Here is a 24,814-nt window from a genome sequence, read left to right as displayed (position 1 = left end):
GTGGAAGAAAGTAAAAGTCAATTCAAGGATGAAGTGTATTCACTGCTAAATATATTTTTGAAAAAATGATTTTTGTAACTAGTTTGTAATAAATAACTTTATTTTGTAAAAAAAGACATGAGATTATTTTTGACAATCGGTATATAGTTGACAATAAAACTCGAAATTGAGAATATTAAGATGTATATAAAATCTATAAATTAAATACAATGTATTAATATTAATATCAGTTATTACAAAATACGATTTGTCTAAGAATTTGATATTATTATACTTTATTGTTGTGAGATGTTAAGTTTGTATTTGAACATATTTTAAATGTGTCACGTTCCCCTAAATAGAATAGGATGTCATCTAATTACAGGAAATTTGTATCAATTAGATGAAATTAAAAGTAAGAATAAATAAGTAATAAGCGTCGATGAATTGTTAATACATGACATTGACGCTTATTTTTATGCTAATCGCTAATGTTATATATCAAAAAATGACCTATATCTTGATAGATATAGGTCATTTTTGAATTAAAGTAAGTATGTTATGACGTACATTAAATAAAATAAAAAGCGAACATATTTAATTGAAAAACAATATTAAACGTTGCGCAAAAATATAAATATACTATACATAATCGTTAAAAATCATGATATAATTTTAAATGATAAAAAATATATATAAAAAAAGAGGAGTGTAGTTGTGGACGTTATAGGATTGAGTAAGTTAACTTACAGTTCCCGCCTATAACATAAATACGATGATTATAACGAATGTTTAAATGGAGGATGCCATGAAGGAAAAGTTTGATTTAGTAAAACTATTAAATATTTTGAAGAAAAATATTAAATTATTAGTCATTTTACCAGCGATATGTCTTGTCGTAAGTGCGGTGTTAACTTTTTTTGTTATGCCTGACAAATATACTGCTTCTACGCAAATACTTGTTAACATGAAAAAGTCTTCAAGCGATTTAGCTTTCCAAAATGTTCAAAGTAGTTTGCAATCTGTAAATACATATACGGAAATTATTAAAAGTCCAAGAATTCTTGATAAAGTAGCAAGAGAATTTGATGGTGAATATACAACGACTGAGTTGAATTCATTTTTAAAAGTAACAAATCAAACTAACTCTCAAATTATTACTGTATCAGTTACAACTGGAAATAAATCAGAATCTGACAAAATTGTTAATCGAATATCTAAAGTTTTTGCACATGATATGCCTAAAATCATGAGCGTTGATAATGTTACGATACTTTCATCTGCACACGATAATGCTGTAAAAGTATCGCCAATCATATCTGTTAACTTAGTGATTAGTATCATCGTTGGAATAGTTTTAGCAATTTTAATCATTTTCTTAAAAGAATTATTAGATAAGCGTATTAAGACTGAAGAAGATGTAGAAGCACAATTAGGGTTACCTATTTTGGGTTCAATACAAAAATTTTAAATTTATGAGGAATTACCATGACGAATACACGAAGAAGTACATCAAGTTTAATTGTCCATGAGCAACCAAAGTCACCTATTAGCGAAAAATTTCGAGGCATACGTTCAAATATTATGTTTGCTAATCCTGACAGTGCAGTTCAAAGCGTTGTAATCACTTCAGAAGCACCTGGAGCAGGGAAGTCTACTATTGCAGCAAATTTAGCAGTGGCATATGCACAGGCAGGTTATAAAACATTAATTGTAGATGGGGATATGCGTAAACCGACGCAACATTATATTTTTAATTTACCAAATAATGAAGGGCTTTCCAGTTTGTTGTTGAATTGGTCGTCATATCAAGAAAGTATTATCTCAACTGAAATTGAAGATTTAGACGTCTTGACGTCTGGACCTATTCCGCCAAATCCATCAGAGTTAATTACATCTCTTGCTTTCGCAAATTTATATGACACATTATTGATGAATTATAACTTTATCATTATTGATACACCACCTGTTAATACAGTTACAGATGCGCAATTATTTTCAAAGTTTACAGGTAATGTTGTCTATGTGATTAACTCTGAAAATAATAATAAAGATGAAGTTAAAAAAGGGAAAGAGCTGATTGAAGCTACAGGTGCTAAATTACTAGGTGTAGTTTTAAATAGAATGCCAAAAGATAAAAGTGCTAGCTATTACGCATATTATGGGACTGATGAATCATGATTGATATTCATAATCATATTTTAGTTGATATTGACGATGGGCCAAAAACAATTGAAAAAAGTATTGCTTTATTAAAACAAGCTAAAGATGAGGGTGTCACTAGTATTGTAGCCACACCACATCACTTACATCCAAGATATGAAAATTCATTTCAGCATGTGTTAGTAAAATTGGCTGAGTTGAGAACACATCCAGAAATACAAGCATTAGATATTAAATTATTTCCCGGGCAAGAAATTAGAATTACGGATTCGATTCTGCAAGGATTAGATAATGGTAGTATTCAAGGTATTAATCGTTCGAAATATTTACTGATTGAATTTCCGACGGGCGAAGTGCCACATTATACAAAGCAATTGTTTTTTGAAATACAATCGAGAGGCTATATACCCATCATTGCACATCCAGAAAGAAATAGAAGTATCGCGAAAAATCCAGAAGTATTATATGAACTTGTTGCTAATGGGGCGTTAAGTCAATTAACATCGAGTTCTTTAGTTGGCGGATTTGGAAAAAATATTCAAAAGTTATCATTGCAATTTATAGAATGTAATTTGGCTCATTTTGTAGCTTCAGATGCACATTCATGTGATCAAAGACCATTTTTGATGCAAGAATTATTTCACAATTATAAATTGAAGAAATATTTGAATGACATAGAAGCATTACTTCGAAATGCCAGTTCAGTAATCAATGATAATTTTGTTTATTTAGACAGACCGACTAAGCCAGGAAAAGTGAAGTCGTTTTTGAAATGGTTTAATTAAATATATTTTGTGAATTAGGCTGGTATACATGTACCAGTCTTTTTGAGTATGCTTAAAAAGAATTATAATCACGGTTATATACAAATTCGTATAATACAACTTATCTAATTAAGGCGAATGGCTTTCAATAAAAAGACTCGTTTTTTATAGTGAAGGTAGTTTAAAAATAATGAGTATACAGATGAAGATATAATATTTAAAATATAAGGCTAAGGAAGTGTTCTTATGACATTAAGACAAGTAACCATGCAAGACTTAAATCAAATTATTACACTTGAAAATATTGGTTTTTTAACGGAAGAAGCTGCAACACCAGAGGCATTAAAATTGAGAATCGAACAAATCCAAGATAGCTTCATAGTTGCTGAATACAACGGGGAAGTGGTTGGATACATCAACGGTCCAGTCATAAAAGAGCGTTACATTAACGATGATTTATTTAAAAATGTATCGAAATTTGAAAATGAAGGTGGCTATCTTAGTGTGTTAGGTCTTGTCGTAGCACCAGACTATCAAAATCAAGGTATTGCAGGTCGTTTATTAAATTATTTTGAAAATCTTGCTAAGAATCAATATCGACAGGGTGTAACATTAACATGTCGAGAATCATTAATTTCATTTTATGAAAAATACGGGTATTGTAATGAAGGTTTATCAGAATCATGTCATGGCGGTATTAAATGGTATAACCTTGTTAAAAATATAAAAAAGGATGATGAGGTGTAAATATGACAGTTGTTTATGTAGCAGGAGGGTGTCTATGGGGTGTTGAAGCATTTTTCACAACAATACCTGGAATTATACATACAGAAGCAGGAAGAGCAAATGGAAGAAGCTCTAAATTAGACGATCCGTATGATGGTTATGCCGAATGTGTCAAACTTCAATTTGATGATAGTAAGTTATCAATTACAGACATTATGAATTATTTATTTGAAATCATTGATCCATACAGTGTGAATCAACAAGGAAACGATATTGGGAAAAAGTATCGAACTGGTTTATATAGTTGTGTAGATGATCATCTAATTGAAGCACGTCAGTTTATTGAGAGGCGTAAAGACAGGGATCAAATTGCAGTGGAAGTCTTACCGCTGTCTAATTATATTAAAAGTGCAAAAGAACATCAGCAACATTTAGCAAAATATCCAGAAGATATGCATATGTGTCATATTTCCACAGACTTGCTAAATAAATACAAGTGACTTTCAGAGGAGAATAGATGTTTAAATTAACCGAAATCGGAGAAATACCTAGATATACTAAGAAAAGAGGTTAGTATTATGCATACGTTTGATGCACAATCATTAACTGCTAGAGAAAACTATAAATTATTAATTGGTTCGATTATTCCACGACCTATAGCTTTTGTTACAACATTAAATCAAGACGCATCAGTAAATGCAGCGCCATTTAGTTTTTTTAATATTGTTAATAATCAACCGCCAATGATTGCTATTTCAGTTCAACGTACAGGAGGTAAGAGAAAAGATACTGCATTGAATATAGAACGGACTGGAGACTTTGTTGTGCATATTACAGACGAATATAACGTTCAAGATATTAATGAGACTGCAGCGCCGTTAGCATATGGTGACAGTGAATTGAGCCGTACAGAATTATCACTTGTAACATCTACAACGATTAAGACGCCAGGAATTAAAGACGCGAAAATGAGATTCGAATGTAAACTATCGCAAATGATATTGCTTGGGGATGCATTAGATGGGGCTGACTTAATAATAGGTGAAATTGTAACTTATCATATTGATGAGAGTATTTATGAGGGTGATTTTAAAATCAATCCACATGCATTACAGGCTGTTTCGCGTTTAGCCGGAAATGATTATGCTAAATTAGGGGAAACATTTACAATAAATAGACCTGAAAAATAATAAAACACATGCTATAGCGATGTACCGTTTATGGATTGAATCCAAAGTACATAGTTGCTAAAGTATGTGCTTCTATAATGAAGACTATTTTTTATTACAAGAGAATGTATCTAGTAAACTTAAAGTAGCAAGTCCTAATAAATCTAATGCATGTTGCGCCCCTTTTTTTCCATGACCAGCTTCGAAATGTTTATAAGCAGCTACACTTAAAATACCTATCGTTGATAGCGAAGCAAGCCGAGAAATATTTTTATTGATAAAGCTCGCTGAGTATAAAGTAGCAGTAGTTGCTTCTGCAATACCGACGTATTTTACAAGTTCTTTTTGCAACCCGAAAGTATGTTCAAACAGTTCAATCATACCCTTATCTTCTTGCAATTTAGGTTTACTGGCTTGGTATAGCTCTTTCGCAAGTTTTAAATTGGTCACGTAACGTAAAATCATATTTTATTCCTCCCAATGTTTGATTTTTTGAAAAAGATGATTACTTTATCATTTTTACCCGTTTCTATAAAAATGAATCAATTATGTAACATGTGTAGTTTAGGAATATTTGCTATGGAAATTTAATTCTATTCACTCAAAATGTATGAAATTAATGTGTAGTTTTATCGAGTTGCTCTTTTAATTTGGTTAGATTGTTTTTTAGAAAAGCAGTACTATTTTTAAGTGCATCAACAGATTTACCTTCGTTTTGAGACATTGCGTTTATAACAGCATGAAGTTCCGTTTCTAGCATGTCAGCGTCGCCTTTAGCATTAGCACTTAATACTTTAATATCTCTTAGAAGACTATCTGATAGTAGGGCATTTTTGAAAAAGTCTTGCATCTCAACAATAACATATTCTGTAAAAATAAGTTCACTAAGGATTAATCGCATATCAGTTAATTGTTGGTGTTTTATAACATTGTACATGCTACCATTTACATTAATCTCGTCATTGATTGAAATATTACTATTGTAATTCCAAGCACTGCTTAATTCAATAGCATCTAAATCAGTTATATGATTATTTTTTTTCATCTTATTTTCCTCCAGAAATGGAGATTTCTTGAGAATCTGATTGTAAACGTTTATGATCATCTAATTGTGAAGCGGAAACTTTATCTTTGTAAAATATGATGCTTTTATTTCCTGGATAAAGTTTCATTGTGTCATTTGTTGTTTTTTGTAAATTCCAAACATAGTTAGCAACAGTCTCTCTGTTTTCGCCTTTATCGTAATAGGCAATAAACTCGGACTTCATATTTTTCTTTATTTGTGGATATTTGTTAATCAAAGATTGTAACTGTTGATTGAACGCATCACCTTTTAAGTGCATAATAGGTTTAAATTCTTTTTTGAACTTGTCCAAATCATCGATACTGTCTGTGTTGAAATTCAAAAATTGTTTAGTAACGCCATTGAATTCTTGCTTCTTTTGAAGTTTTTCATTCATGGTGTAATAACCGTTTTTCTCAACTTCTGATTTAAATTTTAACCGAGCTTGTTCGATTTCAGGTTCATAACGTTTATACATCATGGCTGCAACTGCCGCTGATGTTTCATTTACATGACCAGGTGTAAATGTAGTGATAGCTACGCCATTTCCAGACTCAACAAATATCAGTCTAAATTGAAAAGGAACGTCATAGTCGACAGTACCGACGACTACTAAACCATCTGTTTTGCTTTTCTCACTTAACCCAGATGCATTAGTATAAGGCTTAATTAAATTAATTTTACAATCATAACCAAAGGTGTCTTTCACGTAGTTTTTATATTTTTGGATCACTTCATCTTTATGTTTTTTCAGAAATACTCCATTTCTTTTTTTATGTTCGCCAATATATTTACCATCGTAATCTTTGACGCTAACCGTCTTTGGGATATCTTTTGTGTGATCATTATGCATAAAAGAACAGCCTCCTAAAATAAGTGATGTACACAATACAAAGCCAGTTACTTTTCTCATTTGTAATACCCCCTCTATATTGAGTCTTTTTATAAGAAACTATAGAACATCAAAATGTTTTTAGGCAATTCGTGGTGGTTAATTTAATGTTATCGATTTTTCTACTATTCCCCTCCGATTGTAGAAACTTCTTCAACTTCAGGTTTTAATCTACCATTCTTATCAAGTTGTGATGGGGAAACACTATCCTTATAAAATTTCATAAATTTAATGCCCGGGTAATTTTTCATTACTTTGTTAGTAGGTTTTTGTAGGGTTACTACATAGTCACCAACGATATCGCGAGTTTTGTTTTTACTATAATATGCAATAAAATTAGTTTTAGTTTGATCTTTAATTTCAGGGTGCTTCATTAACAACGCGTCAAATTTCTGATTAAAATCACTATTTGATGTATTCATAAGCGGTTTGAATTCTTTTTTGAATTTATCCATACCTTCAATTCCAGGAGTTTTAAAATTTAAATATTGCCTTACAATTCCGTTATATTCTTGTTTTATTTGAAGTTTTTCATTCATGGCAAAGTAACCATTTTTTTCAACTTCGGATTTAAACTTTAATCGAGCTTGTTCGATTTCATGTTCATAACGTTTGTACATCATGGCTGAAATTGCCGCTGATGTTTCATTTTCATGACCTGGAGTAAATGTAGTGATGGTTACACTATTATCAGATTCAACAAAGAGTAATCGTAATTGAAAAGGAACGTCATAATTGACAGTACCGACGACTACTAAACCATCTGTTTTGCTTTTCTCACTAAACCCAGAAGAATTAGTAAATGGCTTAACTAAATTAATTTTACAATCATAACCAAAGGTGTCTTTCACGTAGTCTTTATATTTTTTGATTGCTTCATCTTTATGTTTTTTCAGAAATACTTCATTTCTTTTTTTATGCTCACCAATATATTTACCATCATAATCTTTGACGCTAACCGTCTTTGGAATATCTTTTGTTTGATCTTTATGCATTAAAGAACAGCCTCCTAAAATAAGTGATGTACACAATACAAAACCAGTTACTCTTCTCATTTTTAATACCCCCTCTATATTGAGTTTTTTATAATGGAAATATAGATAATAGTTAAAGTGTTTTGAAGCTGTATAGTTATAAATTAATTATTATATATAATCGTTTTATGTTTAATTGTAAAGTTGATGTGGTTATTTATTCTCATTATAATTGCCCCCGATAACATATATTTCATCTGCATCAGAATTTAAGCGCCCATATTGATCAAGTTCATAAGGTGATACTTTATCTTTGTAAAATCTCATGCGTTTTTCACCTGGGTATGTTTTCATAATTTCGTTAGTGGGTTTTTTTAGACTCCAGGCATAATCAGCTACAGTTTCTTTATTTGCATCTTTATGGTAATAGGCAATAAACTCAGACTTCATATTTTTTTGTATTTGTGGATATTTATTAATCAAAGATTGTAACTGTTGATTGAATGCATCACCTTTTAAGTGCATGACAGGCTTGAATTCCTTTTTAAACTTATCTAGGTCATCTATACTAACGGTATTAAAATTCAAAAATTGTTTAGTAACGCCATTGAATTCTTGCTTCTTTTGAAGTTTTTCATTCATGGCATAATAACCGTTTTTCTCAACTTCTGATTTGAATTTTAACCGAGCTTGTTCTATATCGTGTTCATAACGCTTATACATCATAGCTGCAACAGCTGCAGATGTTTCGTTTTTATGGCCAGGTGTAAATGTTGTGATAGCTATGCCATTGTTAGATTCAACAAAAATCAGTCTAAATTGAAAAGGGATATCGTAATTGACAGTACCAACAACGACTAATCCATCCGTTTTACTTTTCTCGCTAAATCCAGATTTATTAGTATAGGCCTCAACTAAATTAATTTTACAATCATAACCAAAGGTGTCTTTCACGTAGTCTTTGTATTTTTTGATTGCTTCATCTTTATGTTTTTTCAGAAATACTTCGTTTCTTTTTTTATGTTCACCAATATATTGACCATCATAATCTTTGACGCTAACCGTCTTTGGAATATCTTTTGTTTGATTCTTTGGTATGAAAGAGCAACCGCTTACTATGATTGATGTGCATAATAAGATTCGCATAATTTTTCTCATATCTTCATTAGCTCCTTTGTATTAGCTGTTTTTCAGTTGATAGGCAAATTATACAAAAACTAAAATAATGTTATTCAATATTATTATAAGCTAATCTTGATTATATTAACTAATATTAATTAAATTAACAAAAACCATCATTAAATATTAATTGCATAAATCCTTATTTGAAATTTTCGAATCAAGAACGCAAATTATAAGCAACCATGTCATATATAGTTTCTACTTATAAATAAATTGATTATTTATATTAGACGCTTATGTCATGAGGGCGTAACCTTAAATGTAATTACTAATAAGGGGTGAGGATAGAATGAATTATTCGCCGAAGCAAGGTGCAAGGAGTCATGGCTTACCGCACGATCCATTTAAAAGTAGTACAGTACCTCGTCCAATAGGGTGGATCTCTACTGTATCGAAAGATGGGAAAGATAATTTAGCACCTTATAGTCAGTATCAAAACTTAACTTGGGATCCGCCTATGGTTATGTTCGCAGCAAATCAATCCGTTCTTGGGGAGCATGAGCGTAAAGATACAGTAAAAAATGCAGAAGAAACAGGTTGGTTTGTATGGAACATGGCGACGTATAATTTGAGAGAAGCAGTTAACTTATCATCGAAAGCACTACCACCTGAAGAGGATGAATTTGAATTTGCTGGTGTGACAAAGGAAAAATGCATAGAAGCTCCAGGATATCGTGTAAAAGAATCACCAGTTCATTTTGAATGTGAGTACGTTCAAACGATTCGTATTCCAACTGGAGACCCAGTATCTACTGTGGATATAGTTATAGGTAGAGTTGCCCAAGTTCATATTGACGATAAGGTTATTCTTGATAATGGTAAATTAGATATTAAGTCGATTAAACCTATTGCAAGATTAGGATATTACGATTATACAGTCGTGAATGAAATATTTGAAATGAAAGCACCAGCAGCTTCTAAAGAAGAGTTAGCAGGTTTAGAAGGAAGAAATTTCGATAATCAATCAGATGAAAAGAAATAAATAATTTAAGCAATTTTATGTATTCAATGCATCGCTACTAAATATTTACTCTAGTAGCGATGCATTTTTTCGCGTAATAAATGAAAATGTTAAAGCAATATGTCGCGTTATTTATATTTTTAAAGAAGAATCTTTTAGAATTACACATATATTACACTAGGTTTATTGAAAATATATTGGTATTACTTTAATATTAAAGATGTATTTTGTATATAATATTTATCGTTTAGTTGTAAATTAACTATTTATAAATAAAAGGTGGATGATATAGATATATTAATACAATAATTATTTTAAAAACCAAACAATTATAATGATTAAACATAAAGCCGAATAGCTAAATTTATATAAAAAAGATTATACGCATAAACGAGAAAAAGTAATTAAAAAACTGCGAAAACGATTCCATTCAGGTGGATAAAAATGATATTTTTCAAATTTTAACAAAATAAGTATTTTTATATCAAAAAAAGAGTTGTATTAAATTGAATAGTGGCATATATTATAATCTAATGAATATAAAGATAATGCAAGGAGTTAATACATGAGTAAAAGACAAAAAGAATTTCATGACAGCTTAGTAAACGAAAAAACAAGAGTGAAGCTTTATAAATCCGGAAAAAATTGGGTTAAATCTGGAATTAAAGAATTAGAAATGTTTAAAATTATAGGCTTGCCATTTATTAGTCAAGATATAGATAATCACGACAATGATAGTGTAAGTAAGAAAATGACAAGTTATAGTCTTAAAACAACAGCAGTTATTGGCGGTGCATTTACTGTGAATATGTTACATGATCAGCAAGCTTTTGCGGCGTCAGACGCACCGTTAACATCTGAATTAAATACACAAAGTGAAACAGTAGGTAACCAAAATTCAACTACTATCAAAGGGGCAACATCTACAACAGATTCTACAAATGCAATGAAAAATAGTAGTTCGATACAAACATCAAATAGCGATACTACTTCAAGTGAAAAGTCTGAAAGTGTCGCATCTACAGTTAACAGCACAAGCAATCAACAAGAGACAACAGCATCTACATCTGAATTAACATCCTCAAAGAATAATACATCAATTTCTGATACTAAGTCGACATCTTTAACTTCAAGTACAGAACAACAGAGTAATACATTGCTAAATCAAAGTACTACACCCAATAACACTTCACAAAGCACAACACTATCTTCAGCCAATTTAAACAAAACTAGCACAACATCAACTAGCATAGCACCAGTAAAACTTCGAACTTTTAGTCGATTAGCTATGTCATCATTTGCATCAGCAGCGACGACAAGCGCATTAACTGCCAATACCATTACAGTTAATAAAGATAATTTTAAACAACACATGACGACTTCAGGAAATGCAACTTATGATCAAAGTACAGGTATTGTAACTTTAACACAAGATATAACGAGCCAAAGAGGAGCCATTACTTTAGGAACACGTATTGATTCCAATAAGAGTTTTCATTTTTCTGGAAAAGTAAATTTAGGTAATAAATATGAAGGACATGGCAATGGTGGCGATGGTATCGGGTTTGCCTTTTCACCAGGTGTATTAGGTGAAACAGGGTTAAACGGTGCCGCAGTAGGTATTGGTGGTTTGAGTAATGCGTTCGGCTTCAAATTGGATACGTATCACAATACATCAAAACCAAATTCAGCAGCAAAAGCCAATGCTGACCCATCTAATGTAGCGGGTGGTGGTGCATTTGGTGCCTTTGTAACCACAGATAGTTATGGCGTTGCGACAACGTATACATCAAGTTCAACAGCTGATAATGCTGCGAAGTTAAATGTTCAACCAACAAATAACACATTTCAAGATTTTGATATTAATTATAATGGTGATACAAAGGTTATGACCGTTAAATACGCTGGTCAAACATGGACACGTAATATTTCGGATTGGATTGCGAAAAGTGGCACGACCAACTTTTCATTATCAATGACAGCCTCAACAGGTGGTGCGACAAATTTACAACAAGTACAATTTGGAACATTTGAATATACAGAATCTGCTGTTACACAAGTGAGATACGTCGATGTAACAACAGGTAAAGATATTATTTCACCGAAAACATATTCAGGAAATGTTGACCAAGTTGTAACAATTGACAATCAACAATCAGCAATGTCTGCTAAAGGATATAACTACACGTCGGTCGATAGTTCATATGCATCAACTTATAATGATACTAATAAAACTGTAAAAATGACGAATGCTGGACAATCTGTAACATATTACTTTACTGATGTGAAAGCACCAACTGTAACTGTAGGCAATCAAACTACTGAAGTTGGTAAATCAATGAATCCGATTGTATTAACTACAACGGATAATGGAACTGGAACGGTCACAAATACAGTAACCGGACTACCTTCAGGACTAAGTTATGATAGCGCAACAAATTCAATTATCGGGACGCCAACGAAAATAGGCCAATCGACAGTAACCGTTGTATCTACTGATCAAGCAAACAATAAATCGACTACGACCTTTACAATAAATGTTGTAGATACGACAGCACCAACTGTAACACCAATTGGAGATCAATCGTCAGAAGTTTTTTCTACAATATCACCGATTAAAATTGCTACGCAGGACAATAGTGGTAATGCAGTAACAAATACAGTCACAGGATTGCCTTCTGGATTAACATTCGATAGTACAACAAATACGATTAGTGGAACACCAGCGACTATCGGTACAAATACAGTAACTATTGTGTCTACAGATACTAGTGGAAACAAAACGACAACAACTTTTAAATATGAAGTAACAAGAAATAGTATGAGCGATTCAGTGTCGACATTGAGTAGCACTGTACAATCAAAAAGTGTGTCATCAAGCACAGTAAATTCTCAAAGTGCATCAACAAGTACGTCGGAATCTATCGCGACGTCAACTTCAGCAAGTACATCAAAATCAACAAGTATTAGCTTATCTGATTCTGCCAGTGTGTCTAAATCTTTGAGTACTTCAGAAAGTAATAGTGTGTCTAGTTCAACGAGTACAAGTTTGGCAAATTCACAAAGTGTATCGTCAAGCATGTCGGATTCAGCTAGTAAATCAACATCATTAAGCGATTCTATTTCAAACTCTAGCAGTACTGAAAAATCCGAAAGTCTATCAACAAGTACATCTGATTCATTGCGTACATCAACGTCACTCAGTGACTCATTAAGTATGAGTACATCGGGGAGCTTGTCTAAGTCACAAAGTCTATCAACAAGTACATCAGGATCGTCTAGTACGTCACAATCATTAAGTGACAGCACATCGAATGCAATAAGTACATCCACATCACTGAGTGAGTCAGTCAGCACATCAGAATCTGTAAGCATTTCAAATAGCATTGCAGACTCTCAAAGTGCATCAACAAGCAAATCAGAGTCATTGAGCAGCTCAACATCAATAAGTACAAGTGGATCTAAATCAATGAGTACATCAGAATCATTGAGCGATTCAACAAGTACAAGTGATTCTGTATCTGGATCGTTAAGTCTTTCAGAATCTCAAAGTGCGTCAACGAGTACATCGGAGTCATTAAGCTCATCGAAAGTGTTGAGCGAATCAGTGAGTACGAGTGATTCTTTAGCAGCATCAACAAGTAAATCTACGTCAGTAAGTGAATCATTAAGTACATCTCAATCTAGCAGTACATCCGAATCGCTAAGTGAATCATTAAGTACATCAGATTCAACAAGCAAATCCCAGTCATTAAGCACTAGCCAATCAGACTCATCTAGCAAGTCTATGTCATTAAGTAATTCATTACGCATGTCAGAATCATTGAGTACCTCAACTTCTACAAGTACAAGTATGTCTGATTCAACAAGTTTATCAACATCATTAAGCGATTCAACGAGTGGGAGTATGTCTGCATCAACAGCATCTAGTGAATCAGTATCAGAAAGCATTATGACGAGCACATCTAATTCGGCAAGTACATCAACATCAGAAAGTACAAGTTTATCAGAGCAAACTTCAGCATCATTGAGTACATCGAAAAGCCTTAGCACGTCAGAGTCTGATTCAATAAGCGACTCAACGTCAGTAAGTGGATCTGCAAGTAAACTTACATCAGAGTCATTAAGTACATCGATATCCGCTAGTGAATCTAACAGTACGAGTGATTCGAAGTCACAAAGTTTATCAACATTTTTAAGTGAATCAGTGAGTGAAAGTACATCAGAATCGACATCAGAGTCATTGAGCGGCTCAACAAGTACAAGTATGTCCTTATCAGACAGTACATCAGAATCTGGAAGCACATCAACATCATTGAGCACCTCAACCAGTGGAAGTGAATCCGTTTCTGCATCAACTAGTGACAGTATATCAGCGTCAACTGCTAAGAGTGTAAGTGCATCGACCTCACTAAGTCAGTCGATGAGTACAAGTATGTCCGGTTCAACAAGCTTATCAACATCGTTAAGTGATTCGACAAGTACAAGTAAGTCTAATTCGATAAGTACATCAGAATCGACAAGCGATTCAATCAGTGCAAGCAAATCCGATTCATTAAGTACATCAACATCGCTAAGTGATTCAACAAGCACAAGTGAGTCCGGTTCAACGTCAATGAGTGCAAGTAAATCCGACTCAACATCAACAAGTTTGAGTATGTCTGAATCCGATTCAGAAAGCACAAGCACATCAACATCAACAAGTTTGTCCGACTCAATCAGCACATCCTTGTCACTAAGCGCTTCAATGAATCAAAGCGGTATAGACTCAAACTCAGCAAGTCAAAGTGCCTCAACATCAACAAGTACAAGCACGAGTGAATCCGATTCACTAAGCACATCAGCATACACAAGTCATTCAACAAGTACAAGTGAATCAACATCAACATCAACGTCACTAAGTGATTCAACAATTGTATCTAAAAGCACAAGTCAATCAGGGTCACTAAGCACATCAACATCATTAAGTGATTCAGAGAGCGTATCAGATTCAGAAAGCAAATCTGAAAGTACAAGTGAATCCGAATCAACAAGCGCCTCAACATCACTTAGCGATTCATCAAGCATAAGCGATTCGGCATCAGAAAGTAAATCAGAGTCAGCAAGTACCTCAACATCAACAAGTGAATCCGATTCAACGTCAGCATCGTTAAGTGAATCAACCTCAGCAAGCGCAAGTATAAGTGAATCCGATTCACTAAGTACATCAACAAGTCTGAGTGTTTCACAAAGTGAATCAACATCTAATCGAATGTCAACAATTGCAAGTTTGTCTGACTCAGCAAGTCAAAGTGAATCAACATCAGTAAGTATGAGTACAAGTGAGTCAGCATTAACCTCAATGTCATTAAGTGAATCAACATCGGCAAGTGCAAGTACAAGTCAATCAGACTCAACCAGCACATCGATGTCTACAAGTAATTCACAAAGTATGTCTGACTCAACAAGTATATCGACAAGTGTAAGTAATTCTGATTCGCAAAGTGTGTCACTGTCGACAAGTGACTCAGCAAGTCTGAGTGGTTCAATGTCAATATCAGAAAGTACGAGTGCATCAATATCCGGATCATCGAGCATGAGCCAATCAGCCTCAACTAGTATCTCAATGTCATTTAGTGATTCGCAAAGTATCTCTAAAAGTACAAGTGAATCCGATTCAGCAAGTATATCGATGTCGGAAAGTGATTCAAGCTCAACAAGTGGTTCAGAAAGTGTAAGTGAATCAAGTTCAGAAAGCGCCTCAAAATCATTGAGTAGCTCGACAAGTATAAGTGACTCAACATCATTAAGTACGTCAACATCATTAAGAAATTCAGAAAGTGTAAGCGACTCCGATTCACTAAGTGGTTCACAATCGATGAGTGATTCAGCAAGCACGAGTGACTCAATGTCATTAAGTACATCAACATCGTTGAGAGCATCAGAAAGTATGAGTGAGTCCGATTCATTAAGTGGTTCGAAATCATTGAGCAGTTCAACAAGTACAAGTGACTCAGCGTCATTAAGTACCTCAACATCATTGAGAGTATCAGAAAGTGTGAGCGAGTCCGATTCACTAAGTGGTTCACAATCAACGAGTGATTCAACAAGTACAAGAGAGTCAACGTCATTAAGTGATTCAAAATCATTAAGTGACTCAATAAGTATGAGTACCTCAGAATCATTAAGTGATTCAAAATCATTAAGTAGCTCACAAAGTATGAGTGGATCAGACTCAACATCAACGAGCGTAAGTGAGTCAGAATCAGACTCAACAAGTATGAGCAATTTTGAATCGACAAGTGTGAGTGATTCGCAAAGTTTATCAGATTCAACAAGTACATCAACTAGTAATAGCGAATCTGATTCCTTAAAATTATCACAATCGACATCCGCATCATCGAGCGAAAGTACATCGCAGTCGACATCTACTAGTCTCAGTGGTTCAAACTCAGAATCGACAAGTATGAGTGACTCAAGCTCAACAAGTACATCTACATCATTAAGTGATTCAATGTCACAAAGTCAATCAACAAGTACAAGTGGCTCAACTTCATTGAGTACATCGATATCAATGTCAATGTCAGCGAGTGCAAGTACATCGATATCACAAAGTACATCATTGTCATCATCACTATCAACTTCAGATAGTATGAGCGAGTCCGACTCAGTGAGTGTCAGTGATTCGCAAAGCAAAGTGATATTTATTTCGACAAGTGACTCAACGTCAATCAGTGTATCAGAATCAGTAAGTGGCTCAACGTTGAAGAGTGAATCCTCATCAAATAGTATGTCTCAATCAGAGAGCCTATCAGATTCAACAAGTAGTTCTGAGTCATTAAGTGATTCCACTTCAATCAGTACATCTGAATCACTAAGTATGTCTAGTTCGACACTCGACTCGGCTTCAATTAGCAACTCTAATTCAATGAGTATGTCTGCTTCAGATTCAACAAGCACATCAGCATCGATGAGCATGTCCGACTCAGACTCAATAAGCACATCGGAGTCATTGAGTATATCCGATTCAACAAGTACGTCTGACTCAACATCAATTAGTGAGTCTAGCTCTATGTCGGACTCGATTTCAACAAGTATATCTGAATCTGACTCTATGCATCCGTTAGATTCAACGAGTACAAGTCATACACAAATCGCAAGTGCGTCAAGTTCAACTAGTGAGTCAATGGCACCGAATACAAATGTTTCGCAGTCAGCAACACATTCTCAGTCAACATTTAGCGAAACATCTGAAGCAATGAAGGAAGATACTGCAACAACACATAGTGATAAGAAATTGCCAGATACAGGTGATTCAATTAAACAAGGCGGATTATTAGGTGGCGTCATGACACTATTAATTGGTCTAGGACTAATGAAAAGAAAGAAAAAGAATGACGAAGACAAAGAAGATGATACGCAAGCATAATTAGAGCGTATAGATAACAAAATTAAAAAGACTGAGGCACCAATCACTAGAAAAATCGATATAGGATTTTCAATTATTAGTGATGAATCCTTAGTCTTTTTAATGCATTGAAATTGAAGAGGTGTAACATGATAAAACTTTTACAACAATATGAATATAAAATTGTATACAAACGTATGCTTTACACATGTTTTATCTTGTTTATATATATTTTAGGTACAAATATTTCGATTGTTTCATATGGCGATATGCAGGTAAAACATGGGTCGTTTTTTAAGATAGCAATTTCTAATATGGGTGGCGACGTTAATACATTGAATATTTTCACGCTCGGTTTAGGACCATGGCTAACATCAATGATTATATTGATGCTTATTTCATATAGAAACATGGATAAGTATATGAAACAAACTCGTTTAGAGAAACATTATAAGGAACGTATTTTAACTTTAATTTTAAGTGTGATTCAAAGTTATTTTGTAATCCATGAATACGTTATGAAAGATCGTGTACATCATGAAAACATTTATTTGATGATATTAATTTTGATTACCGGAACGATGTTACTTGTTTGGCTAGCTGATAAAAATAGTCGCTATGGCATTGCAGGTCCGATGCCTATTGTGATGGTTAGTATTATTAAATCAATGATGCATCAAAGGTTTGAACATATCGATGCAGGCCATTTAATCATCACATTATTATTAATTCTCGTGATCATCACATTAATTATTTTATTATTTATTGAATTAGTTGAAGTTAGATTACCTTACATTGATTTAATGAATGTGTCAGCAACAAATATGAAATCGTACTTGTCTTGGAAAGTAAATCCTGCAGGTAGTATTACTTTAATGATGAGTATTTCAGTATTTGTTTTCTTAAAAAGCGGCATACATTTTATCTTATCTATATTTAATGATGATATATCTGATAATCTACAGATGCTGACATTTGATAGCGCAATCGGTATTTCGATTTATTTAATCATCCAGTTAATGTTAGGGTACTTCTTATCAAGATTTTTAATAAATACTAAACAAAAAGCAAAAGATTTTTTGAAAAGTGGAAATTATTTCTTAACAGTAAAGCCTGGTAAAGATACTGAACGTTATTTAAACCGTAATGCTCGACGCATGTGCTGGTTTGGTTCTGCATTAGTTACAGTTATTATCGGTATACCACTTTATTGCACGTTACTTGTGCCACATTTATCTACAGAAATTTATTTTGCAGTGCAACTGATTGTATTAATTTATATCAGCATTAATATTGCAGAAACAATTCGTACCTATTTATATTTTGATAAATATAAGTCGTTTTTGAATCAATATTGGTAAGGAGGTAATTATGAAATATTTCATCCCAGCTTGGTATGATGACCAACAATGGTGGCAAGATACAACAGTACCGTATTATCAAATGCAAAAAAAGACAGAGTTTGATGACATGATTAGTTTGATGGGCATGCACTTGGAAAATGAATTAGACTATCATCTTATCGTTTTAAACCATGCACCGAATTTAAGAACATTTTTACACCGGTACGATTTATATGAGACAAAGTATTGGTCAGTATTCGATGAAATTCAAGGATTTAGTCATCATGCACCACAAGCAATTAATTATCATCACCTAAAATGGCCCGATGATGTGGAATTTGTTTACACACCGTACTTACTTAAATGTGTAACGAGTGATCAAACCTTTACAAATATTTATTTTAGTCAGGAAGGGTATTCGATTTGGTTTGAGGAATTTGAAAATGGACAATTACAGCGACGTTATATATTTGATGATAGAGGTTATTTGTCGGCAATACGTTATTTTGATAAAGATGGAGAGGGCACATATCAAGAATATTTAACGATAGATGGTGATTGTGTACTTTGTGAAGATTTAAAAGTTGGACGAGTCTCTGTTTCAGAAAGGTATCAACATGATTATCACCAGACACAATATAACAGTATGGCTGAAATAATTGAAGAGAAATTTCAAGAGATGATCAAGAGAACGATACACTCAAAAGATCATATGATTGTAGCTTCAGACACTAGACACAATCAATTCATTGCTAAGAATATTCCAGCACAAGCACTAAGTTATTCATTTTTTAAAAATAGAAATGAAACGGTGTCTTCTGACGAGTATCAGTCAATCGTGAAAGGTGCCCATTTTATTGTTGATAGCTTGCAACTAGAACGTGCATTATTCCAACATCAACAAAATCTTGCTCGGCAGGATAACATGATTCGAATTACTCCTTTTGAAACAAGACAATCGCCTAACATTAGCAGTCAATTAATGGAAACATTTATTGGCGTTTGGATAGATGGTATGACTGAGGCTAACTTAAAACAATTAATGGAATGTCTTGTTGATTATATTGAGCGTGAAGATCAATACCGTTTAATTTTGCTCACACGGCATCAAAATAATATACCGCAATGGTTACGTACGTGTATGGCATCAGTGAATGAGGCATATCATGCTAAAAAAGAAGAAGATGTGAATGTTTCTGCATTAATGACAACTGAAGATCAGGACGATGTCATTACCATTAAGACGATATTTGCTGAACATGATGTCGTTGAAGCAATGCGTACATTACGAATAATTATCGATATGTCTGAAGAACCAGATTTATATTTACAAATCAGTGCGATTAGTGCTGCAATTCCACAAATTAATAGTCAATCAACAGATTATGTTTCTGACTATGATAACGGGCGTATCATTGAAACGTCTCACCAACTAAGTGAAGCGTTAAATTATTATTTAAGTTACTTGAAAAATTGGAACTATGCTTATGCCTATTCTTTAAAATTAATAGATGCATATGCATCTAACAATATTATTCGTCAGCTCGATGAATTAATAGAAGGTGAAAAAGATGCCACGTAAATTTAAAGTATTACAAATTGGTGGAGAAGATTTAGAGTCTATTTTCCAAAATAAAAAAGGCGTAAGTTGGGACTACTTTGATGTTGGACTGTTTGAGTTTGATAGTGGTTATGTAGAAGCAATTGAGGCGATTGTTGAATCTGAAGGGCATTTTGATTTTATTTATATTCAAGCACCATACTCGAAGGCATTAATGCAGATGTTACAAATGATAAGCGAAGCATACAACACGTATGTTGACGAAGCATTTTGGACACATAACTTTGAACAAGATCAAATAGTTAAAAAGTTCTTTATACAACCATTACATTATTACGATATTCAAGATCGAAATAATAAATTAGAAGCGGTCTGCTTTTCGGGGCAGTATGGAGATAAGATTTCTCCTAAACTTGCGCTTGTGCACCCGAACTTTAAAGGAGATATTGTCTATCAGGGCAATTCTGCACTTACATTATCGGGAAATTTTGGAGATGCGTTGAAACCTATCGCCTCATGGCAAAATAACCTCGTTTATGATAAAGAAAAAGTGATTCAAATATGGCCGGAATTTGATATTGAAGGCAGTGTTGAGCTGCAATATACGTTTAGGTTGATCCAAACAGGTGCAGCTGGAAGTTTAGTTGAACAAATTGTGTTGAATAATGATGAATTAGACATTCCTTTAGAGATACCGTCGAAACCATTTGATGCATATATAAGTGTGACCGTTAAAGCTCGTGGAAGTGGAACGGTGAATTTAGGACCTATACATAAACGGTGGTCTAGGTTAGATATGGGCGAGTTTTTATTAGGTGGAGAACGCTTTGTCGATGATCAAAGACAAGAATTTATATATTATTTCCATCCGGGTGATATGAAGCCACCATTAAATGTATATTTTAGTGGCTATCGTACAGCAGAAGGTTTCGAAGGATACTACATGATGAAACGTATGGGTGCCCCCTTTTTACTTATTGGTGACCCTAGAATTGAAGGCGGTAGTTTTTATATTGGATCGCCTAAATATGAAAAAGGTATTGTAAATGTCATTAAACAAACTTTAGAAAAACTCAACTTTAATTCACATGAACTGATATTATCAGGGTTGTCTATGGGTTCATTTGGTGCTTTGTACTATGGCGCCCAGTTAGATCCGCAAGCAATTATAGTCGGGAAACCACTAGTTAATATTGGAACAATTGCAGATCACATGCGGTTACTGAGACCGGAAGAATTTGGTACAGCGCTAGATGTTTTAGTATCTAATGAAGGAGACACCTCACGGGCGTCTATTCAAGCGTTAAATCAAAAATTCTGGCAAACATTTCAAGAGAAATCATTGTCAAATACTATATTTGCGATAGCATATATGCAACATGATGACTATGATCCACATGCTTTTCAAGATTTATTGCCTATATTAACAGAACACCAAGCACGAGTGATGAGTCGTAGTATACCAGGGAGACATAATGATGATTCTCCGACGATTGCAAATTGGTTTGTTAATTTTTATAACATTATTTTGGAAGATAAGTTTGGGAGAGGTCAATATGTTAAAAAATAAAACATTTAAGGTGACATGGAATTACATTTCACAAACAACATTTATGTATGGTTCAAAAGTGTCATTCTCTGATGGTGAAGTGACTTTCGTTAACCCTTTAATGCCATCAGGGCTACCTATTCATGAGTGGTTGATGTTAAAGCAATTTTCGAAATATAAAAGTGCGCCAAGCTTGCCAATATTACGTAGAGGACAACGTTATCACATACACTTCGACTTTGATGCAACACCTAGTCATTCTGTATATTTTATTATCATTTTCTATAATAAGAATGGAACGAAATTAAGTACTGAAATTGTAAAATCAAGAAATATCACGATGCAATATCCTGAAGAAGCCTATGCTTATAAAATTAAAATGATGAATGCTGCGTCTACGGCACTTACTTTTAGAAGTTTAACAATCACGGAAATCACGCATCAAGCTGATTTGGAATATAAAGGTATGCAAATTAAAAAGACAAGAAATGTACAAGATGACAATGAAATATTGAATGTCATTATTACAGAACCTTCGGATACGTATCCAACAGTAACAAATGATTTTTTGAAAGCATTTGATTGCGTGTGGGTCGTTGACTATTGGATGGATAATGATATTGAAATGAATATTATACAGTTGTATCACGAAATTCGTAATCACAATGAATATAAGACAATAAATATTATTAGTCATGGACCAAAGTCGAATGTTTTTGCGACAAACTTATCAAAAAAATTGCAATGTAAGTTGTATCGGACGAGTCATGAAGATGAAGATATGAAAACATGGCTTAATAATCATGTCCTAGGAAATAATGAATCAAATGACGTTAATGAGGTGGTTTATTTTAAAGAAGCTGATGATGTGCATTTGAGTTATATGTCACGTTTAATGAATCCAGTGCGATTTTTAACATATTTAGATGTATCGAAACTGAATGGTGGGGAAGCTCATGAAACATAAATTAGATGTTACGATAAATGCATTAAGACTAAATTCGATTAAAAAAATAGTAAAGCGCATCAATGCATGGAGTAATGAAATGAAGTTATATTCTGATGAAGCGCTAAGGCAAAAAACGATAGAATTTAAAGAACGTTTGTCATCAGGCGTTGATACATTAGATACATTATTACCTGAAGCATACGCGGTGGCTCGTGAAGCAAGTAGAAGAGTGTTAGGTATGTACCCAAAAGAAGTGCAGCTGATTGGCGCAATTGTTTTACATGAAGGTAACATTGCAGAGATGCAAACAGGAGAAGGTAAAACACTAACGGCAACAATGCCCTTATATTTGAATGCTCTTTCCGGAAAAGGTACATATTTAATTACTACAAATGATTATTTAGCAAAACGTGATTTTGAAGAAATGAAGCCTCTATATGAATGGTTAGGTTTAACAGCTTCGTTAGGTTTCGTTGATATTGTGGATTATGAGTATCAAAAAGGGGAAAAACGTAATATATATGAACATGACATTATATATACAACGAATGGACGCCTCGGATTTGACTATTTAATCGACAATTTGGCAGATAGTACGGAAGGCAAATTTTTGCCACAGTTGAATTACGGTATTATTGATGAAGTTGATTCGATTATTTTAGATGCTGCTCAAACACCATTAGTTATTTCCGGTGCACCGAGAGTTCAATCGAATTTATTTCACATTGTTAAAGAATTTGTAGATACATTAGTTGAAGATGTACATTTTAAAATGAAGAAAACTAAAAAAGAAATTTGGCTCTTAGACTTTGGGATTGAAGCGGCGCAGTCGTATTTTAATGTTGAGGATTTATATAGTGAAAGGGCAATGGCTTTAGTACGCAATATTAATCTTGCTTTACGTGCACAATATTTATTTGAGTCTAATGTCGATTACTTTGTTTATAATGGTGACATTATTTTGATTGACCGTATTACAGGGCGCATGTTGCCAGGTACTAAATTACAATCTGGACTTCATCAAGCGATTGAAGCAAAAGAAGGTATGGCAACTTCTACCGATAAAAGTGTCATGGCAACGATTACTTTTCAAAATTTATTTAAACTTTTTGATTCATTTTCAGGTATGACAGCGACAGGTAAATTAGGGGAATCAGAATTTTTTGATTTATACTCTAAAATTGTTGTACAAGTGCCGACTGACAAACCAATTCGACGCATCGATGAACCAGATAAGGTATTTCGCTCTGCTGATGAAAAAAATATCGCCATGATTAGTCATATTGTTGAATTACACGAAACAGGGAGACCTGTTTTGCTCATAACAAGAACTGCAGAAGCTGCAGAATATTTTTCAACAGTATTTTTCCAAATGGATATTCCGAATAACTTATTAATTGCTCAAAATGTAGCAAAAGAAGCCCAAATGATTGCTGAAGCAGGGCAAATTGGTGCTGTGACTGTGGCAACAAGTATGGCCGGAAGAGGGACAGATATTAAACTTGGTGAAGGTGTAGAAGCTTTAGGTGGTCTGGCTGTTATTATTCATGAACATATGGAAAATAGTCGTATAGATAGACAGTTGCGAGGCCGCTCTGGCAGACAAGGGGATCCAGGATCGTCATGCATTTATATCTCTTTAGATGATTATTTAGTTAAAAGATGGAGCGATAGTCAATTAGGAGAAAACAATAAATTGTATGCATTGGAAGCACAACAATTATCACAAAGTCGTTTGTTTAATCGGAAAGTGAAGCAAATTGTAGTTAAAGCACAGCGTGTTTCAGAAGAACAAGGTGTTAAAGCGCGAGAGATGGCAAATGAATTTGAAAAAAGTATAAGTATTCAAAGAGATATTGTATATGAAGAACGTAATCGGATTTTAGCTATTAATGACGCGGAAAACAGGGACTTTATTATGCTAGCTAAAGAAGTGTTTGACATGTTTGTAAATGAAGAGAAGACTTTAACAAAAGAGAAAGTGGTCGAGTATATTTATCAAAATTTAAGTTTCCAATTTAACAAAGATATGTCTTATGTTAATTTTAAAGATAAGGAAGCTGTAGTAACATTTTTATTAGAGCAATTTGAAAAGCAAGTAGCTTTGAATCGTAACAATATGCAAAGTACATATTATTATAATATTTTCGTT

At 33.5% G+C, this 24,814-nt stretch carries 18 protein-coding genes and 1 pseudogene; 14 read left to right on the top strand and 5 right to left on the bottom strand.

What is annotated here, in order from left to right; genetic code table 11:
- The 7 genes and pseudogenes from CD116_RS13810 to CD116_RS02345 all read left to right on the top strand — a co-directional run.
- Positions 1-69: pseudogene (locus tag CD116_RS13810) on the top strand (TetR family transcriptional regulator); the annotation flags it as partial.
- A 718-nt stretch (positions 70-787) separates the two neighbouring features.
- Positions 788-1,450 (top strand): Wzz/FepE/Etk N-terminal domain-containing protein, encoded by a 663-nt coding sequence (locus tag CD116_RS02370; protein ID WP_047428138.1) that lies wholly within the window; start codon positions 788-790, stop codon positions 1,448-1,450.
- Between the two features lie 17 nt (positions 1,451-1,467).
- Positions 1,468-2,160 carry a polysaccharide biosynthesis tyrosine autokinase gene (locus CD116_RS02365; RefSeq protein WP_047428140.1) on the top strand — a complete coding sequence of 231 codons (693 nt, stop codon included), beginning with the start codon at positions 1,468-1,470 and terminating at the stop codon, positions 2,158-2,160.
- Positions 2,157-2,927, top strand: coding sequence for a tyrosine-protein phosphatase (locus CD116_RS02360; RefSeq protein WP_047449931.1), 771 nt, complete (start codon positions 2,157-2,159; stop codon positions 2,925-2,927). Before CD116_RS02365 ends, CD116_RS02360 begins: the two co-directional genes overlap by 4 nt.
- Before the next feature lie 225 nt (positions 2,928-3,152).
- Entirely contained in the window at positions 3,153-3,653 is a 501-nt protein-coding gene (locus tag CD116_RS02355) for a GNAT family N-acetyltransferase (RefSeq protein ID WP_047428145.1), read from the top strand.
- Positions 3,654-3,655: 2 nt separating this feature from the next.
- The gene (locus CD116_RS02350) at positions 3,656-4,132 is read left to right on the top strand and encodes a peptide-methionine (S)-S-oxide reductase (protein WP_047548216.1); all 477 of its coding nucleotides are present in this window, start codon (positions 3,656-3,658) and stop codon (positions 4,130-4,132) included.
- Between the two features lie 78 nt (positions 4,133-4,210).
- On the top strand, positions 4,211-4,822 hold the full coding sequence (locus CD116_RS02345) for a flavin reductase family protein (RefSeq protein WP_047548214.1): 612 nt from the start codon (positions 4,211-4,213) through the stop codon (positions 4,820-4,822).
- 84 nt (positions 4,823-4,906) lie between these two features.
- On the opposite strand, the gene CD116_RS02340 is transcribed toward CD116_RS02345, so the two are convergent.
- The 5 genes from CD116_RS02340 to CD116_RS02320 form a co-directional block, all read right to left on the bottom strand.
- Positions 4,907-5,266 (bottom strand): hypothetical protein, encoded by a 360-nt coding sequence (locus CD116_RS02340; RefSeq protein WP_047548211.1) that lies wholly within the window; start codon positions 5,264-5,266, stop codon positions 4,907-4,909.
- Between the two features lie 151 nt (positions 5,267-5,417).
- Positions 5,418-5,651 carry a hypothetical protein gene (locus CD116_RS02335; RefSeq protein WP_224757345.1) on the bottom strand — a complete coding sequence of 78 codons (234 nt, stop codon included), beginning with the start codon at positions 5,649-5,651 and terminating at the stop codon, positions 5,418-5,420.
- 196 nt (positions 5,652-5,847) lie between these two features.
- On the bottom strand, positions 5,848-6,777 hold the full coding sequence (locus CD116_RS13695; protein WP_169929113.1) for a hypothetical protein: 930 nt from the start codon (positions 6,775-6,777) through the stop codon (positions 5,848-5,850).
- 104 nt (positions 6,778-6,881) lie between these two features.
- Entirely contained in the window at positions 6,882-7,811 is a 930-nt protein-coding gene (locus CD116_RS02325) for a hypothetical protein (protein WP_047548207.1), read from the bottom strand.
- Positions 7,812-7,943: 132 nt separating this feature from the next.
- Positions 7,944-8,888: a hypothetical protein gene (locus CD116_RS02320; RefSeq protein WP_078101641.1), complete on the bottom strand. Its 945-nt coding sequence runs from the start codon at positions 8,886-8,888 to the stop codon at positions 7,944-7,946.
- A 313-nt stretch (positions 8,889-9,201) separates the two neighbouring features.
- Between CD116_RS02320 and CD116_RS02315 the strand changes: the two genes are divergently transcribed.
- From CD116_RS02315 to secA2, 7 genes are all read left to right on the top strand, one after another.
- Entirely contained in the window at positions 9,202-9,894 is a 693-nt protein-coding gene (locus tag CD116_RS02315) for a flavin reductase family protein (RefSeq protein ID WP_047531041.1), read from the top strand.
- Positions 9,895-10,438: 544 nt separating this feature from the next.
- Positions 10,439-17,281, top strand: a complete 6,843-nt coding sequence (locus CD116_RS02310) for a lectin-like domain-containing protein (protein WP_047548205.1) — start codon at positions 10,439-10,441, stop codon at positions 17,279-17,281.
- 128 nt (positions 17,282-17,409) lie between these two features.
- Positions 17,410-18,621 (top strand): accessory Sec system protein translocase subunit SecY2, encoded by a 1,212-nt coding sequence (secY2, locus tag CD116_RS02305; protein WP_047548203.1) that lies wholly within the window; start codon positions 17,410-17,412, stop codon positions 18,619-18,621.
- 10 nt (positions 18,622-18,631) lie between these two features.
- Positions 18,632-20,185 (top strand): accessory Sec system protein Asp1, encoded by a 1,554-nt coding sequence (asp1, locus tag CD116_RS02300; protein WP_047548201.1) that lies wholly within the window; start codon positions 18,632-18,634, stop codon positions 20,183-20,185.
- On the top strand, positions 20,175-21,734 hold the full coding sequence (gene asp2 / locus CD116_RS02295) for an accessory Sec system protein Asp2 (RefSeq protein ID WP_047531048.1): 1,560 nt from the start codon (positions 20,175-20,177) through the stop codon (positions 21,732-21,734). The genes asp1 and asp2 overlap by 11 nt, the downstream gene beginning before the upstream one ends.
- A complete protein-coding gene (gene asp3 / locus CD116_RS02290; RefSeq protein WP_047548199.1) occupies positions 21,721-22,680 on the top strand; it encodes an accessory Sec system protein Asp3 in 960 nt (319 codons plus the stop codon). The genes asp2 and asp3 overlap by 14 nt, the downstream gene beginning before the upstream one ends.
- Positions 22,670-24,814 (top strand): accessory Sec system translocase SecA2 (gene secA2 / locus CD116_RS02285; protein ID WP_103325171.1); only part of this gene is annotated, 2,145 nt, incomplete at its 3' end. The genes asp3 and secA2, both read left to right, overlap by 11 nt.

It is taken from the genome of Staphylococcus schweitzeri (assembly GCF_002902405.1).
Classification (GTDB): Bacteria; Bacillota; Bacilli; order Staphylococcales; family Staphylococcaceae; genus Staphylococcus; species Staphylococcus schweitzeri.
The sequence above is the reverse complement of the archived record's forward strand: the minus strand, read 5'-3'. Positions and strand labels throughout refer to the sequence as shown.